This is a genomic window from Microbacterium jepli, from assembly GCF_047237905.1.
Classification (GTDB): Bacteria; Actinomycetota; Actinomycetes; order Actinomycetales; family Microbacteriaceae; genus Microbacterium.
This window is the reverse complement of sequence record NZ_JBDFLW010000005.1, coordinates 2,064,603-2,080,881: the sequence shown is the minus strand read 5'-3', so window position 1 is coordinate 2,080,881 and position 16,279 is coordinate 2,064,603. Positions and strand designations below refer to the sequence as shown.

General features: G+C 71.9%; 15 protein-coding genes. All 15 read right to left on the bottom strand.

Annotation, left to right across the window (positions count from 1 at the left end):
- Nucleotides 1–15: 15 nt before the first annotated feature.
- On the bottom strand, nucleotides 16–1,482 hold the full coding sequence (locus tag ABC304_RS14125) for a glutamate synthase subunit beta (protein WP_412931543.1): 1,467 nt from the start codon (nucleotides 1,480–1,482) through the stop codon (nucleotides 16–18).
- On the bottom strand, nucleotides 1,475–6,061 hold the full coding sequence (gltB, locus tag ABC304_RS14120) for a glutamate synthase large subunit (protein ID WP_412931541.1): 4,587 nt from the start codon (nucleotides 6,059–6,061) through the stop codon (nucleotides 1,475–1,477). The genes ABC304_RS14125 and gltB overlap by 8 nt, the downstream gene beginning before the upstream one ends.
- Before the next feature lie 67 nt (nucleotides 6,062–6,128).
- Nucleotides 6,129–7,133 (bottom strand): prolipoprotein diacylglyceryl transferase, encoded by a 1,005-nt coding sequence (gene lgt / locus ABC304_RS14115; protein WP_412931539.1) that lies wholly within the window; start codon nucleotides 7,131–7,133, stop codon nucleotides 6,129–6,131.
- Nucleotides 7,130–7,984: a tryptophan synthase subunit alpha gene (trpA, locus tag ABC304_RS14110; protein WP_412931537.1), complete on the bottom strand. Its 855-nt coding sequence runs from the start codon at nucleotides 7,982–7,984 to the stop codon at nucleotides 7,130–7,132. The genes lgt and trpA overlap by 4 nt, the downstream gene beginning before the upstream one ends.
- Complete coding sequence (trpB, locus tag ABC304_RS14105) at nucleotides 7,981–9,243, bottom strand: tryptophan synthase subunit beta (protein WP_412931535.1); 1,263 nt, start codon at nucleotides 9,241–9,243, stop codon at nucleotides 7,981–7,983. The genes trpA and trpB overlap by 4 nt, the downstream gene beginning before the upstream one ends.
- The gene (trpC, locus tag ABC304_RS14100) at nucleotides 9,240–10,049 is read right to left on the bottom strand and encodes an indole-3-glycerol phosphate synthase TrpC (RefSeq protein ID WP_412931533.1); all 810 of its coding nucleotides are present in this window, start codon (nucleotides 10,047–10,049) and stop codon (nucleotides 9,240–9,242) included. Before trpC ends, trpB begins: the two co-directional genes overlap by 4 nt.
- 1 nt (nucleotide 10,050) lies before the next feature.
- Nucleotides 10,051–10,281 (bottom strand): DUF6704 family protein, encoded by a 231-nt coding sequence (locus ABC304_RS14095; RefSeq protein WP_127095409.1) that lies wholly within the window; start codon nucleotides 10,279–10,281, stop codon nucleotides 10,051–10,053.
- Between the two features lie 64 nt (nucleotides 10,282–10,345).
- Nucleotides 10,346–10,930, bottom strand: coding sequence for a Trp biosynthesis-associated membrane protein (locus ABC304_RS14090; protein WP_412931532.1), 585 nt, complete (start codon nucleotides 10,928–10,930; stop codon nucleotides 10,346–10,348).
- Nucleotides 10,927–11,286 carry a phosphoribosyl-AMP cyclohydrolase gene (gene hisI, locus ABC304_RS14085; protein ID WP_412931531.1) on the bottom strand — a complete coding sequence of 120 codons (360 nt, stop codon included), beginning with the start codon at nucleotides 11,284–11,286 and terminating at the stop codon, nucleotides 10,927–10,929. Before hisI ends, ABC304_RS14090 begins: the two co-directional genes overlap by 4 nt.
- On the bottom strand, nucleotides 11,283–12,047 hold the full coding sequence (hisF, locus tag ABC304_RS14080) for an imidazole glycerol phosphate synthase subunit HisF (protein ID WP_412931530.1): 765 nt from the start codon (nucleotides 12,045–12,047) through the stop codon (nucleotides 11,283–11,285). The genes hisI and hisF overlap by 4 nt, the downstream gene beginning before the upstream one ends.
- A 2-nt stretch (nucleotides 12,048–12,049) precedes the next feature.
- Entirely contained in the window at nucleotides 12,050–12,892 is an 843-nt protein-coding gene (hisG, locus tag ABC304_RS14075) for an ATP phosphoribosyltransferase (RefSeq protein WP_412931529.1), read from the bottom strand.
- A 43-nt stretch (nucleotides 12,893–12,935) separates the two neighbouring features.
- Nucleotides 12,936–13,199 carry a phosphoribosyl-ATP diphosphatase gene (locus ABC304_RS14070; RefSeq protein ID WP_412931528.1) on the bottom strand — a complete coding sequence of 88 codons (264 nt, stop codon included), beginning with the start codon at nucleotides 13,197–13,199 and terminating at the stop codon, nucleotides 12,936–12,938.
- 45 nt (nucleotides 13,200–13,244) lie between these two features.
- On the bottom strand, nucleotides 13,245–13,910 hold the full coding sequence (gene rpe / locus ABC304_RS14065; RefSeq protein WP_412932957.1) for a ribulose-phosphate 3-epimerase: 666 nt from the start codon (nucleotides 13,908–13,910) through the stop codon (nucleotides 13,245–13,247).
- Nucleotides 13,911–13,967: 57 nt separating this feature from the next.
- Nucleotides 13,968–15,359 (bottom strand): RsmB/NOP family class I SAM-dependent RNA methyltransferase, encoded by a 1,392-nt coding sequence (locus tag ABC304_RS14060; protein ID WP_412931526.1) that lies wholly within the window; start codon nucleotides 15,357–15,359, stop codon nucleotides 13,968–13,970.
- Nucleotides 15,356–16,276, bottom strand: a complete 921-nt coding sequence (fmt, locus tag ABC304_RS14055) for a methionyl-tRNA formyltransferase (RefSeq protein ID WP_412931524.1) — start codon at nucleotides 16,274–16,276, stop codon at nucleotides 15,356–15,358. Before fmt ends, ABC304_RS14060 begins: the two co-directional genes overlap by 4 nt.
- Nucleotides 16,277–16,279: the final 3 nt, after the last annotated feature.

The window sequence follows — 16,279 nt, the reverse complement described above, 5'->3', positions numbered from 1 at the left end:
TCGACGTCAGTCAGACTACGCGGGCAGCAGACCGATCGCGACATCGTGCGGACGCACGGGGGCGGGCAGGGCGGTCTCGCCCATGAGGTACTCGTCGACGCTCGCGGCGACCGCGCGACCCTCGGCGATGGCCCACACGATGAGCGACTGTCCGCGGCCCGCGTCGCCGGCGACGAAGACGCCCGGCGCCGAGGTCTGGTAGTCGTCCGCGCGGGCGATGTTGCCGCGGTCGGTGAACTGCGCCGACAGCTGCGCGGCGACCGACTCCTGCTCAGGGCCGGTGAAGCCCATCGCGATGAGGATCAGGTCGGCGGGGATCTCCCGCTCCGTGCCGCTGCGGGGCACGCGGCGGCCGTCGACGAATGCGGTCTCCGCCACGCGCAGCGCGCGGACCTCGCCGCCGTCGTTGCCGAGGAACTCCACCGTGGAGGCGAGGTAGGTGCGCTCTCCGCCCTCCTCGTGCGCGGACGCGATCTCGAACAGCGTCGGGGTCATCGGCCACGGCTGGTGCTCGGGGCGCTCCTCCGGGGGCTGCTTGCCGATGGCGAGGTTGGTGACGCTCAGCGCGCCCTGCCGGTGCGCGGTGCCGATGCAGTCCGCGCCGGTGTCGCCGCCGCCGATGACGACGACGTGCTTGCCCTCCGCGGTGATCTGGTTGGGCACGCGGTCGCCGGCGGTCGCCTTGTTCGACTCCGTCAGGTACTCCATGGCGAAGTGGATGCCGGCGAGGTCGCGTCCGGGGATGGGCAGCTCACGCGGCACCGTGGCGCCGGTGGCCACCACGACGGCGTCGTAGCGGTTGCGCAGGTCGTCCCACGCGATGTCGACGCCGATCTCGACGCCCGCGCGGAAGCGGGTGCCCTCGTCGCGCATCTGCTTGAGCCGCAGCTCGAGCTGACGCTTCTCCATCTTGAAGTCGGGGATGCCGTAGCGCATGAGGCCGCCGATGCGATCGTCGCGCTCGTAGACCGCGACGGTGTGGCCGGCGCGGGTCAGCTGCTGCGCGGCCGCGAGCCCGGCGGGGCCCGACCCCACCACGGCGACCGTCTTGCCGGTCAGGCGCCCGGGGGGCTCCGCCTCGACCCAGCCGTTGGCGAAGGCCTCGTCGATGATCGAGACCTCGATCTGCTTGATCGTGACCGCGGGCTGGTTGATGCCCAGTACGCAGGAGCTCTCGCAGGGCGCGGGGCAGAGCCGGCCGGTGAACTCCGGGAAGTTGTTCGTCGCGTGCAGCCGCTCGAGGGCCGACCGGCCCTCGCCTCGCCAGGTGAGGTCGTTCCACTCGGGGATCAGGTTGCCCAGCGGGCAGCCCTTGTGGCAGAACGGGATGCCGCAGTCCATGCAGCGTCCGGCCTGGCGGCGGATGACCGCGCCGTCGACGTTCTCGTAGACCTCGCGCCAGTCCATGATGCGGACGGGCACGGGCCGACGGGGCGGGAGCTCGCGCTCCGTGATCTTCAGGAAGCCTTTGGGATCAGCCACCGGTCACCTCCAGGATGCGGCTCCAGACGACGTCGCCGTCGGGGTCGAGCCCCTCGGCGAGCGCGGTCCGACGGGTCTCCAGCACGGCCGCGTAGTCGCGCGGCAGCACTCTCGTGAACGACGCGAGCTGCGCGTCGAAGTCGCGGAGCAGGTCAGCGGCGAGCTCCGACTCGGTCTCGGCGACGTGGCGCTCCAGCAGATCGCGGAGGATCTCCGCGTCGCCGGCTCCGAGCTCGCCGAGCACCAGCTCGCCGCCGGCGAGCGCCTCGCGGTTGACCTTGGCCGGGTCGAGCCGGTAGACGTACGCGGTCCCGCCCGACATGCCTGCGCCGAGGTTGCGCCCGGTGTCGCCGAGGATGACGGCCAGGCCGCCGGTCATGTACTCGAGCGCGTGGTCGCCCACGCCCTCGACGACCGCCGTCGCGCCGGAGTTGCGGACGAAGAACCGCTCCCCCACCACGCCGCGCAGGAACATCGTCCCCTGCGTGGCGCCGTAGCCGATGACGTTGCCGGCGATGACGTTCTGCGAGGCGTCGAAGGTGGCGGCGCGCGGCGGGCGGACGACGATCTGGCCGCCCGACAGGCCCTTGCCGACGTAGTCGTTCGAGTCGCCCTCGAGCCGGAGCGTGATGCCGGCGGGCATGAACGCGCCGAACGACTGCCCCGCGGAGCCGGTGAGGTTGACGGTGATCGAGCCCGACGGCAGTCCGTTCTGGCCGTGCGCCAGCGTCACGCGGTTGCCGAGCATGGTGCCCACGGCGCGCTCGGTGTTGCGGATGGGCAGGTCGATGGTGACGGAGCCGCCGTGGTTGATGACGTGCTGCGCGCGCCCGATGAGGCCCACGTCGAAGTGCTCCTCCAGCTCGTGCAGCTGTCCGCGCAGGTTGCGACGCGGGACGTCGTCGGCGAAGGCGGGGCCCTCGAGGATCGGCCGCAGGTTGAGTCCGCTCGTCTTCCAGTGCTCCACGGCGCCCCCGACGTCGAGGAGCTCGTTGTGGCCGATCGCCTCGTCGAGGGAGCGGAAGCCGAGTGCCGCGAGGTACTCCCGCACCTCCTCGGCGATGTACTCCATGAAGGTGACGATGAACTCGGGCTTGCCCGTGAAGCGCTCGCGCAGCACGGGGTTCTGCGTCGCAACCCCCACCGGGCAGGTGTCGAGGTGGCAGACGCGCATCATGATGCAGCCCGACACGACGAGCGGCGCGGTGGCGAAGCCGAACTCCTCGGCGCCCAGCAGCGCGCCGATGATGACGTCGCGGCCCGTCTTCAGCTGACCGTCGACCTGCACCACCACGCGGTCGCGCATGCCGTTGAGCATGAGCGTCTGCTGCGTCTCGGCCAGGCCGAGCTCCCACGGCGTGCCGGCGTGCTTGAGCGAGTTGAGCGGGCTCGCGCCCGTTCCGCCGTCATGGCCGGAGACGAGGATGACATCGCTCAGCGCCTTCGCGACACCCGCCGCGACCGCGCCGATGCCCGACTGGCTCACCAGCTTGGTGTGCACGCGGGCCTTCGGGTTGGAGCGCTTGAGGTCGAAGATGAGCTGCTTGAGGTCTTCGATCGAGTAGATGTCGTGGTGCGGCGGCGGCGAGATCAGCCCGACGCCGGCGGTCGCGTGACGCGTGCGCGCCACCCACGGGTACACCTTGGTCGGCGGCAGCTGCCCACCCTCGCCAGGCTTGGCGCCCTGGGCGAGCTTGATTTGGATGTCGTCGGCCTGAGTGAGGTACAGGCTCGTGACCCCGAAGCGACCCGAGGCGACCTGCTTGATCGCGCTCCGGCGCACCGGGTCGAGGAGGCGGTCGACGTCCTCGCCGCCCTCGCCGGTGTTCGACTTCGCCCCGATGGAGTTCATCGCGACGGCCAGCACCTCGTGGGCCTCCTGCGAGATGGAGCCGTAGCTCATCGCACCGGTGGAGAAGCGCTTGACGATCGAGGCGACCGACTCGACCTCGTCGAGGGGCACCGGGTGGCGCCCGTCGGTGCGCAGGCGGAAGAGTCCCCGGAGGGTCTTCAGCTCGTTGGCCTGGTCGTCCACGAGCTTCGTGTACTCGCGGAAGATGTCGTAGCGGCGGGCGCGCGTGGAGTGCTGCAGCCGGAAGACCGTGTCGGGGTTGAACAGGTGCGGCGATCCGTCGCGGCGCCATTGGTACTCGCCGCCGGTCCACAGCCGCTCGTGCGCCCGGGCCGCGGCATCCTCCGGATAGGCGTAGGCGTGGCGCGCGGCGTTCTCGGCGGCGATGACCTCGATGCCGACGCCGCCGAGCTTGGACTCGGTGCCGGTGAAGTACGCGTCGATGAACGCGTCGGACAGGCCGACGGCCTCGAACACCTGGGCGCCCGCGTAGGAGGACACCGTGGAGATGCCCATCTTCGACATGATCTTCAGCACGCCCTTGCCGAGCGCGTAGATCAGGTTCTTGACCGCCCTCTCGGGGGTGATCCCGGTGATGTAGCCGGCGCGCACGAGGTACTCGGCGGTCTCCATGGCCAGGTAGGGGTTCACCGCCGAGGCGCCGTAGCCGATCAGCGTCGCGACGTGATGCACCTCGCGGACGTCGCCGGCCTCGACGACGAGACCCACCTTCATGCGGGTCTCGCGGCGGATGAGGTGATGGTGGACCGCGGCCAGCATGAGCAGCGACGGGATGGGCGCGAGGTCCTTGTTGGAGTCGCGATCGCTGAGCACGATGAACTCGGCGCCGTCCTCGATGGCCTGGTCCACCTCGTTGCACATCTGCGTGATGCGCTTCTGCATGCCCTTGTGGCCGGCCTCCACGCGGTACAGGCCGCGGATCGTCACCGACGTGCGTCCGGGCAGCGCGGTGTCGATGTGCTGGATCTTCGCCAGCTCGTCGTTGTCGATCACCGGGAAGTCGAGCGTGACGGTGCGGGTATGCTCCGGACCCCAGTCGAGCAGGTTGCGCTCCGGGCCGAGGCCGAGCGCGAGAGAGGTGACGACCTCTTCGCGGATCGAGTCCAGGGGCGGGTTCGTGACCTGGGCGAACTGCTGGGTGAAGTAGTCGAACAGCAGGCGCGGGCGCTCGCTGAGCACCGCGACGGGCGTGTCGCTGCCCATGGCGCCGAGGGGCTCCGCACCGTTCTGCCCCATCGGGGTCAGCAGCACGCGCACCTCCTCCTCGGTGTAGCCGAAGGTGCGCTGGCGACGCGTTATCGAGGCGATGGGGTGCACGATGTGCTCGCGCTCGGGGAGGTCGGCGAGGCGCACGCGGCCCGCGTCGAGCCACTCCTGCCACGGGTGCAGGTCGGCCAGCTGCTGCTTGATCTCGTCGTCCTCGATCAGGCGGCCCTGTGCGGTGTCGACGAGGAACATGCGGCCGGGGCGCAGTCGACCGCGGCGCTTGATGCGCTCGGGCGCGATGTCGAGCACGCCGGTCTCGCTGCCGATGACGACGAGGCCGTCGGTGGTCTCCGTCCAGCGGCCGGGGCGCAGGCCGTTGCGGTCGAGCGTCGCGCCGACCAGCGTGCCGTCCGTGAAGATGAGCGCGGCCGGGCCGTCCCAGGGCTCCATCTGCATGGAGTGGAACTCGTAGAACGCCCGCACCTTCGGGTCGATGTCGGGCTGCTTCTCGTAGGCCTCGGGCACCATCATCATCACGGCGTGCGGCAGGCTGCGGCCGGTGAGGGTGAGGAGCTCGAGCACCTCGTCGAACGAGGCGGAGTCGCTGGCGCCGTCGGTGCAGATGGGAAGCAGCGGGCGGATGTCGCCGATGAGCTCGGACTCGAGCTGCGACTGCCGCGCGCGCATCCAGTTGCGGTTGCCGTTGACGGTGTTGATCTCGCCGTTGTGCGCGAGCATGCGCAGCGGCTGCGCGAGCGGCCACGACGGGAAGGTGTTGGTGGAGTAGCGCGAGTGCACGACCGCGAGCTCCGAGGCGAAGCGCTCGTCCTGCAGGTCGGGGTAGAACGGCTCGAGCTGCAGGGTCGTGACCATGCCTTTGTACCCGAGGGTGCGCGAGGACAGCGACACGAAGTAAGCCCCGAGCTCGGTCCGGCTGCGCTTACGCAGGCGGAACGTGCGGCGGTCCAGCTCGATGCCCGACAGAGCCGGGGTCTGGTCGGTCGCCGGGCAGGAGACGAACAGCTGCTCGAAGGCGGGGCGGGCGGCGTGGGCCAGCTTGCCGAGGTTGTCGGGCGCCGTGGGCACCTCGCGCCACGCGAGCACCGTCAGACCCTCGGAGGCCGCGATCCGCTCGATCCCGTCCTTCTGGGCCTGCCTCTCCTCGGCGTCGAGCGGCAGGAAGATCATGCCGGCGGCGTACTCCCCGACGGGAGGCAGCTCCGCCTCCACGACGGCGCGCAGGAACGCGTCGGGCATCTGCGTCAGGATGCCCGCGCCGTCGCCGGTGCCGGCGTCGGAGCCGATGGCGCCGCGGTGCTCGAGGTTGCGCAGCGCGGTGAGCGCCAGGTCGATGATGTCGTGACCGGGCGTGCCGCGGAGCGTGGCGACCATGGCCAGGCCGCAGGCGTCCTTCTCGAAGGCAGGGTTGTACATCCCCTGCTTCGGCGGGAAGGCGTCGAAGCCGGCGGACGAGACGGGGAGACGGGGACTCGGTGCCATACCAGCCGTCCTCACATTCATGGTCAGGAGGGGACGACGTCGGCCCGGGGACTCGCGGAGGGAAGCGCTACTTCGTGGCGGCGGTGCTTGTGGCGGTGGCCTCACGGACTTCGGTCGTGGTGCCCTCGGAGGCCGGGGGTGCGCTCACGTCGACGAAGTCTTCGGTGTCCTGCGATTGTACAGTCCCCTGCGGGGACCATTCGCGTCCGGGCACGTAGGGCGACGGCTCGATGCCGGGGTGGCGCCGTCGCTGCACGAAGAAGATCGCCAGGCCGACGATGACGCCGATGATGGCGGCCCACACGTTCGTGCGCAGGCCGAAGTAGATCTCGCTGGGGTCGATGCGGATCGACTCCCACACGATGCGACCGGCGCCGTACCAGACGAGGTAGAGCCCGAACAGGCGTCCCCACTGCAGGCGGAAGCGGTGGCCGACCCACAGGAGCACGCAGACGCCCATGGTGTTCCAGATGACCTCGTAGAGGAACGTCGGGTGGAAGAGGGTGCCCGGGGCCAGGCCGACGGGCAGTGCGGGGTTGCCCGGTGCGATCTCCAGACCCCACGGCAGATCGGTCGGCAGGCCGAAGAGCTCCTGGTTGAACCAGTTCCCGAAGCGGCCGAAGGCCTGGGCGAGCAGGATGCCGGGGGCCAGGGCGTCGGCGAAGGTCCAGAACCGGATGCCGGTCCAGCGGCAGCCGAGCCACGCGCCGACCGCACCGCCGAGCAGGGCGCCGAAGATCGCGATGCCGCCCTCCCAGATCGCCCACACCGAGCCGGGCTCGAACGGGTTCCACGGGTTCGATCCCGCCCCGAAGTAGAACCCCGGGTGCGTGAGGACGTGGAAGATGCGCGCGCCGATGATGCCGAGCGGGACGGCGATCAGGGCGATGTCGATGACAACCCATGGCTCGGCACCGCGCTTGGTGAGGCGGTGGTTCGTGAGCAGGACGGCGACGATGATCCCCGCGATGATGCACAGCGCGTAGTAACGGATCGGGATCGGGCCGAGGAAGAACTCGTTGACCGGCGGGCTGGGGATGCTGGCGAGGACGCCGGAGGCCGCGTTCATCATGAGGGTGATCCTTGCTGGGAGTGCGGAGCGGGCTCTGCGCCCGGGGAAGAGGTGCCGGCGGGCGCGTCCGCGGACGTGCCGGCGGTCAGCGCTCGTGCCGTCGCGGCGAGCTGCTCGAGCCCGCCGTCGCGGAGCGCCTTCACCAGGGCGGTGCCGACGATCGCGCCGTCGGCGTACTCGAGCACGCCGGCGACCTGATCGGCGCTGGAGATGCCGATGCCGACGCAGGCGTTCTCCGCGCCGCGCGCACGGAGACGGTCGACGAGGGTGCGGGCCGCAGCATCCAATTCGGCACGCTCGCCCGTGATGCCCATCGTGGAGACGGTGTACACGAAGCCGGTGGAGTTCTCCACGACGAGGTCGAGGCGCTCGTCGCTGGATGTGGGTGCGGCGAGGAAGATGCGGTCCAGGCCCGTGCGGCGGCTGGCGTCGATCCACTCGGCGGCCGATTCAGGAGTGATGTCGGGCGTGATGAGGCCCGCTCCCCCGGCGGCGAGCAGGTCGTCGGCGTAGCGGTCGACGCCGTACTGCAGCACCGGGTTCCAGTACGTCATCACCACGACGGGGATGTCGACGCGCGAGGTGATCTCGCGGATGGCGGGGAACATGTCGCGCAGGCGGAAGCCGCTCGCGAGCACCTGCTGGGTCGCCTCCTGGATGACGAGGCCGTCCATCACCGGATCGGAGTAAGGCGGGCCGAGCTCGAGGACGTCGGCGCCGTTCTCGGCGAGGGTGACGGCCGCCTCGATGCTGGTCGCGACGTCGGGGTAGCCGATGGGCAGGTAGGCGACGAAAGCCCCTCGGCCCTCCGCGCGGGCCGCGTCGATGGCTGCGGCGACGCGGGACGTCACAGCTCGGTCCCCTCGCCCTTGGCGGCATCCTCGGCGGGCGGCGTGTCGACCGGGCTCTGCTGCGCGTCGTAGAGCTCGAAGTAGCGCGCCGCCGTGTCCATGTCCTTGTCGCCGCGCCCGGACAGGCAGATCGCCATGACGGCGTCGGGTCCGAGCTCGCGGCCGATGCGCAGCGCGCCGGCCAGGGCGTGCGCGGTCTCGATCGCGGGGATGATGCCCTCGGTCTCCGACAGCAGGCGCAGGGCCTGCATGGCCTCGTCGTCGGTCGCCGGGATGTAGTCGGCGCGGCCGATGGAGGCGAGCCAGGAGTGCTCGGGTCCGACGCCGGGGTAGTCGAGACCCGCGGAGATCGAGTGCGACTCGATGGTCTGGCCGTCCTCGTCCTGCAGCACGTAGGTCTTCGCGCCGTGCAGCACGCCGGGTCGGCCGCGCTCGATCGACGCGGCGTGCCGCTCGGTGTCGACGCCGTCGCCGGCGGCCTCCACGCCGTAGAGCTTCACTCCTTCGTCGTCGAGGAACGCGTCAAACATGCCGATGGCGTTCGAGCCGCCGCCCACGCACGCGAACACCGCGTCGGGGAGCCTGCCGGCCTCCTCGAGCAGCTGCGCGCGGGCCTCTTCGCCGATGATCTTCTGGAAGTCGCGCACCATCGCCGGGAACGGGTGCGGGCCGGCAGCGGTGCCGAAGATGTAGTTGGTGGTGTCGACGCTCGCGACCCAGTCGCGGTACGCCTCGTTGATCGCGTCCTTCAGGGTGCGGCTGCCGGTCGTGACCGGCACCACCTCGGCGCCGAGGAGGCGCATGCGCGCGACGTTGAGCGCCTGGCGCTCGGTGTCGACCTCGCCCATGTAAATGGTGCACTCGAAGCCGAAGAGGGCGGCCGCGGTGGCGGTCGCGACCCCGTGCTGGCCCGCGCCGGTCTCGGCGATGACCCGCGTCTTGCCGAGGCGCTGGGTCAGCAGCGCCTGGCCGAGGACGTTGTTGATCTTGTGCGAACCGGTGTGGTTCAGGTCTTCGCGCTTGAGGAAGATGCGCCCGCCGCCGGCGTGGGCGGCGAAGCGCGGCACCTCCGTGATGGCGGAGGGCCGGCCGGCGTAGCTGTGCAGCAGGTGCGTCAGCTCGGCCTGGAAGGCCGGGTCGACGATCGCCTCCTCGTAGACGGCGGTGAGCTCGTCGATGGCGGCGATGAGCGACTCGGGCATGTACCGCCCGCCGAATTCGCCGAAAAAGGGGCCTTTGGCCTCGCGCAGGAGGGTCATCTCGACTCCGATCGAAGACTCGACGCCTCGGGGGAACCGTGTCCCAGGAAGCTGCGGAGCGTCGCCACGGGGTCGCCGGTGACCAGCGCCTCCCCGATCAGCACGACATCGGCTCCGGCCGAGCGGTAGTGGGTGACATCGGCGGGCGTGAGCACCGCCGACTCGGCGACCTTGACGACACCGGCGGGGATGCGCTCGGCGACGCGACCGAAGAGGTCGCGGTCGAGGTCGAAGGTGGTGAGGTCGCGCGCGTTGACGCCGATCAGCCGGGCGCCGACGTCGACGGCGCGGTCGACCTCGTCGGCCGAGTGCGCCTCGACGAGCGCTGTCATGCCCAGCTCGCCGACGAGGCCGAACAGCTCGCTCAGGACGGGCTGATCGAGGGCCGCGACGATGAGGAGCACGAGGTCGGCGCCGGACGCGCGGGCCTCCAGCACCTGGTAGGGCGTCGCGATGAAGTCCTTGCGCAGCACGGGCAGCGAGACGGCCGCGCGGACGGCCTCCAGGTCGGCGAGGCTGCCCTTGAACTTGCGGCCCTCGGTGAGCACGGAGATGGCGGACGCGCCGCCCTCCTCGTACCGCAGCGCCTGCAGCGCGGGGTCGGGGATGTCGGCGAGATCGCCGCGCGAGGGGCTCGCGCGCTTCACCTCGGCGATGATCTTCACGCGGTCGGCGGGGGCGAGGGCGGCCAGGGCGTCACGCGCGGACGGCTGCGCCAGCGCAGCTGCTTCGACCTCTGCGGTCGGGCGCGACGACGCCCGTGCCTCTGCGTCCTGCACCGCGCCGGCCGTGAGGTCGGCGAGCACGTCAGTGCTCTTTCGGAACGGTCTTGGAACCCCCGGCGCCGTAGCCGGCGCGCTTCATGATCCAGCCGACGAGCAGGCCCACGACGACCAGACCGGCGGAGGCCCAGACGACGGCCGGGATGTCCAGGACGAAGAACAGGGTGCCGATCGCGATGGCGACGAGCATGATGATCACGGCCGTCCAGGCGGCCGGGGAGTGTCCGTGGCCCGGGTCGGCGATGGAGTTGCTCATGGGTTTCCTCCGAGGGGGATCGTTGCCCGCGCGGCATGCCGCACGCCTGTCCAGTCTAGCGGGGTCATCCCGTCGGATCCGTGCCGCGGGAGAGGTCGTCCCAGCTGTCGACGGCGTCTCGCGGCCGCGCCGGAGCGGACGCGGCATCCTCCGCCTCGTAACGGCGTCCACTCCCCCGCCACCGTCGCGCGGTGAGGAGGACGAACACCCCGACCGCGAGCAGGAGCGCGGACAGCAGCACCGTGATGTAGGGCCACGGCGACGGGGCGATGGACTCGACGAGCTCCGCCACCGCGTCGGCGCCGGTGATGCCCGTGGCGGTGGTGACGGTGGAGGCGACAGCCGATGAGGGCAGCGTGAACGCCACCGGCACGGTCACGACGGCGAGGGCCACCGCGATGAGCACCGTGAGCGCGCCGAAGACGTGACGCAGCACCACTCCCGCGATCGAGAGAGCGCCGCCGAGGGCGAGCACCGCCAGGCACAGGGGCGCCAGCACCGGCACGGCGGCCGCACCCGCCACGGGAAGCTGGTGCTCGGCGCCGTCGGCGAGGGTGACGGTGAGCCAGGTCTGCGTGGAGGAGATCACGCCGAGCGCGCCGACCAGCGCCGTGGCGACGACCGCTAGGAGCCGTGCGCGGGTAATCACGGCTGAGGCCCCTCGACGGGCTGCAGGTCGTCGGCGTCGAAGCACGTGCGGTCGCCGGTGTGGCACGCCGCACCCACCTGCTCGACCTCGACCAGCACGGTGTCGCCGTCGCAGTCGAGGCGCGCGCCGCGTACGAGCTGGATGTGCCCGGAGGTGTCGCCCTTGCGCCAGTACTCCTGGCGCGAGCGCGACCAGAAGGTCACGCGACCGCTGGTGAGGGTGCGACGGAGCGCCTCCGCGTCCATCCAGCCGAGCATGTGCACCTCGCGCGTGTCCCACTGCTGGATGACGGCGGCGACGAGTCCGCGGTCGTCGAAGGTGACGCGCGCGATGCGCTCCTCCACGGTGTCGCTCATGCGCGCACGTCCAGTCCGTCGGCGATCATGGCGGCCTTGACGTCGCCGATGGTGAGCTGCCCGGAGTGGAAGACGGATGCCGCGAGCACCGCGTCCGCGCCGGCCCGGATGGCGGGGGCGAAGTCCGTCACGGCGCCCGCGCCGCCGGAGGCGATCACGGGCGCGTGGGAGATCTCGCGCATGAGGCCGACGAGCTCGAGGTCGAAGCCCTCCTTCGTGCCGTCGGCGTCGATGGAGTTGACCAGCAGCTCCCCCGCACCGCGCTCGATGGCCTCCCGCGCCCACGCGAGGGCGTCGAGGGTCGTCTCGGTGCGTCCGCCGTGCGTGGTGACGACGAAGCCGGAGGGGGTGGTGTCGGAGCGCTTCACGTCGAGCGACAGCACCAGCACCTGCGCGCCGAAGCGGTCGGCGATCTCGTCGATGAGCGCGGGCCGGGCGATCGCCGCCGAGTTCACGCCGGCCTTGTCGGCGCCGACGGCCAGCAGCCGCGCGACGTCCTCGGCGCTGCGCACACCGCCGCCGACCGTGAGCGGGATGAAGACCTGCTCAGCGGTGCGCCGCACGACGTCGTAGGTCGTGTCGCGCGCTTGGACGGTCGCGGTGACGTCGAGGAAGGTCAGCTCGTCGGCGCCCTGCTCGAAGTACAGGCGGGCGAGCTCGACGGGGTCGCCCATGTCGCGGAGGTTCTGGAAGTTGACGCCCTTCACCACGCGACCGGCGGCGACGTCCAGGCACGGGATGACGCGGCAGGCGAGGCTCATCGCTACAGCCTCGCGTTGTGGATCGCCGTGACGAGGATGGCCCGGGCGCCGAGCGCGTAGAGGGCGTCCATGACCTGGTTGACCTCGCCGCGGGCGACCATGACGCGCACGGCGACCCAGGCGGGGTCGCGCAGCGGCGAGATCGTGGGCGACTCCACGCCGCCGGCGATGGCGACCGCCGCGTCGACGAGGTCGGCGGGGAGGTCGTAGTCGACCATCACGTAGCGGCGGGCCACCATGATGCCGCGGAGACGGCGGAGCAGGGTGTCCGCGCCCTCGGCCGGCGACGGGCCGGTGATGAGGACGGCCTCGGACTGCAGGATCACGGGACCGAAGATCTCCAGGCCGGCCTGGCGCAGGGTCGTCCCGGTGGAGACCACGTCGGCCACCGCGTCGGCGACGCCGAGCTGGACGGCCGACTCGACGGCGCCGTCCAGCGGCACGAGGTCGACCGCGACGCCGTGCGCGTCGAGGAAGGCGTCGACGAGCCCCGGGTAGGAGGTCGCCACGCGCACGCCGTCGAGGTCGGCGAGATCGGAGAAGCGACCGGGCCGGCCCGCGAAGCGGAACGTCGAGCCGCCGAAGCCGAGCGCCTCGACCTCCTGTGCCCCCGGCATCCGCGCGTCCTTGAGAAGGTCACGGCCGGTGATGCCGACGTCCAGCGCGCCCGAGCCGACGTAGGTGGCGATGTCCTTCGGGCGCAGGTAGAAGAACTCGACCTCGTTGACCGGGTCGATGACGTGCAGGTCTTTGGGGTCGCGGCGGCCGACGTAGCCGGCTTCGGCGAGCATCTCGGTCGCGGTCTCGGCGAGCGAGCCCTTGTTGGGCACGGCGATACGCAGCATGGGAGGGGCTTTCAGGGTCGTGGGCGGGGCGGTGGAGGCGCGCTCACAGATGTCGGTAGACATCCTCCAGCGACAGCCCCTTCGCGAGCATGAGCACCTGCAGGTGGTACAGCAGCTGGGAGATCTCCTCCGCCGCGGCCTCGTCGGGCTCGTACTCCGCGGCCATCCAGACCTCGGCGGCCTCTTCGACGACCTTCTTGCCGATGGCGTGGACGCCGGCGTCGAGCTCGGCGATGGTCTTCGACCCCTCGGGTCGCTCGGCCGCCTTCGCGGTGAGCTCGGCGAACAGGGAGTCGAACGTCTTCACCCTGCCAGGGTACCGGGCATCGCCGTGCTCACGGTGACGGGCGGTTCAGCGGTGGGCGTGGGAGTGACGGTGCGCGAGGGCCCGCAGCGTCGCGATGGCCTCGTCGGGGTCGTCGGCGCCGAAGACCGCGGATCCGGCGACGAACGTGTCGGCGCCCGCCCGCGCGGCGTGCTCCAGCGTCGAGGCGCTCACTCCCCCGTCGACCTGCAGCCAGACGCTGCTGCCGCGCCGGCGGGCCTCGGCCGACAGCGCGGCGATCTTCGGGACGGTGTCGTGGCGGAACGACTGGCCGCCGAAGCCGGGCTCGACGGTCATGATGAGGATCTGGTCGAACTCGTTGAGCACCTCGAAGAGCGACTCGACCGGGGTGTCGGGCTTGATGGCGACGCCCGCGCGGGCCCCGATCGACCGGAGGCGCCGGGCGAGCGAGACCGGCTCGGTCGAGGCCTCGAGATGGAACGTGACGGATGCCGCGCCGAGCTCGGCGTAGCCGGGGGCCCAGCGCTCGGGGTCCTCGATCATCAGGTGCACGTCCAGCGGCACCGGGCTGGTGGCCTGGATGCGCTCGACCATCTGCGGACCGAACGTGAGGTTCGGCACGAAGTGGTTGTCCATGACGTCGACGTGCACGAAGTCCGCGGAGGCTATGCGCGCCAGTTCGGACTGCATGTTCACGAAATCCGCCGCGAGGATGCTGGGGTTGATGCGCATGTCGCTGGCGCCGGCCGCGTCGGAGGGGGTCACGGCTCCATTATGGTCGCGGCCGTCTCAGCGCCGGCGCAGGAGGGTGATCGACATCGCGTCGGTGCCGTGGCGGTGCGGCCACAGCTGCGCCCGGCCGGAGGGGGCTCCGGTCTCCCCCGGCGAGCGGACCGGCTCCGGCAGGTCGATGTCGCGCTGGGCGACGCGGCGGAGCACCTCGCGGGTGTCGAGCTCCTCGAGTCGGTCGCCGAACGCGCGGCGCACCTCGGCGACCACGCCGGCCGTCTCGGCGAGATGCGGCGAGCACGTCACGTAGGCGACGATGCCACCCGGCCGGAGGGCCACGACGGCCGATTCCAGCAGCTCGCGCTGCAGCTGCGTCAGCTCCGGCACGTCGGCGGGCGACTTGCGCCAGCGCGCCTCGGGGCGACGCCGCAGCGCCCCCAGCCCCGTGCACGGGGCGTCCACGAGGATGCGGTCGTAGCGGCCCGGGTTCTCGGACGCCAGCGCGCGGCCGTCCTCCTCCCGGACGTCGACCTCGCCGGGCACCCCGGCGATGGACCGGCGCACCAGTCCGGCGCGGGTCGGGGAGATCTCGTTGGCGTCGAGGTGCGCGCCGCCCGCGAGGGCCTCCGCGGCCAGGATCGCGGTCTTGCCGCCGGGGCCGGCGCACAGGTCGAGCCAGCGCTCGCCGTCGCGCACCGGCACGGCGCGGCTGAGGGCGAGGGCGGCCAGCTGCGAGCCCTCGTCCTGCACCCGCACACGGCCCTCGGAGGCGACGATCGCGCCCTCCGGGTCTCCGCCGCCGAGCCGGAATCCGATGGGCGAGAACGGCGTGCGGCGCGCGTCGGCCGGCGGCTCGGCGAGTCCCGGCAGGGCGGCCATCGTGACGCTCGGCGAGGCGTTGTCGGACTCCAGCAGGGCGGCCAGCTCGTCGGCCCGGCCCTCGGCGGCCAGCGCGCGACGGAAGGCGCGCACCACCCACACCGGGTGGGACGTGACGAGTCCGAGGCGCTCGTCATCGGAGCGGGCCTGCTGCTCGACGCGGGCCATCCACTCCTCCGGGGTGTCGCGGGACACGCGGCGGAGCACGGCGTTGACGAATCCCGCCGCGCCCCGGCCCGCGGCATCCCGTGCCAGCTGCACCGACTCGTTGACGGCCGCGTGCGAGGCGACGCGGGTCGAGAGCAGCTGATGCACGCCGAGGCGCAGGGCGTCGCGCACCGGCGGATCGATGTCGGCGGCGGCGCGGTCGGCGGCGACGGTGATGATCGCGTCATAGGTGCCCTGGCGGCGCAGGGTGCCGTACGTCAGCTCCGTCGCGAGACCCGCGTCGGCGGTGTTCAGTCGCGCGCGCTCGATCGCACGCGGGAGCAGCAGGTTGGCGTAGGCATCCGACTCGTGCACCGCACGCAGGGTCTCGTATGCGACGATCCGTGCCGGCTGGACGGCGCTCACGCGTCCGCCTCCAGCGACTCGATCCGCAGGCCCCGCCACCAGTCCGCCGCCGACATCGTGCCGCGACCGGCCGGCTGCACGGTCTCGAGCACCACGGGGTCGGTGCCGGTGCCGACGAGCACATCGCCCCCCGGTGCGGCGAAGCGCCCGGGTGGGAGCACCTCCGCGACCTGCTGGCGTCGGGCGCGGTGCACCTTGAGACGGGCGCCGTCCAGGATCGTCCACGCGCCCGGCTCGGGGGTGACGCCGTGGATCCGCGCGAGCACGGCCTCGGCGTCGTCGGTCCAGGGGATGCGGCCGTCCTCCAGCACCAGCTTGGGCGCGAGAGTGGGCTCGCCCTGCTGCGGCATGGCGGTGGCGGTGCCCGCCGCGATCGCGTCGACCACCTCCTCCAGCAGCGTCGCGCCGGAGACGGACAGTGCTGCCAGAAGGTCGCCGGCCGTGGTGCCGTCGGCGATCGGATGCTGCAGCTCGCCGTATACGTCGCCCGCGTCCAGTTCGGGCACGAGCTGGAACACGCTCGCGCCGGTGACGCGGTCGCCGGCGATGAGCGCGCGCTGCACGGGCGCGGCGCCACGCCAGGCCGGGAGCAGCGAGAAGTGGAGATTGATCCAGCCGTGGTCGGGGGCCGACAGGAGGGGCTCGCGGACCAGTCCGCCGTAGGCGACGATCACGCCGAGCTCCGGCTCCAGGGCGGTGATCGCGGCGGTGGCCGCGGCATCCAATCGGTCGGCCTTGATGACCGGCAGACCCAGCTCCTCCGCGGCCTGCGCGACGGGCGACGGGGTCAGGACGCGCTTGCGGCCGAGCGGCGCGTCGCTGCGCGTGACGACGCCGACGACGACGTGCGCGGAGGCAGCGAGGGCGCGCAGGGAGGGGACGGCGGCATCGGGGGTGCCGGCGAAGACGAGACGCATGGA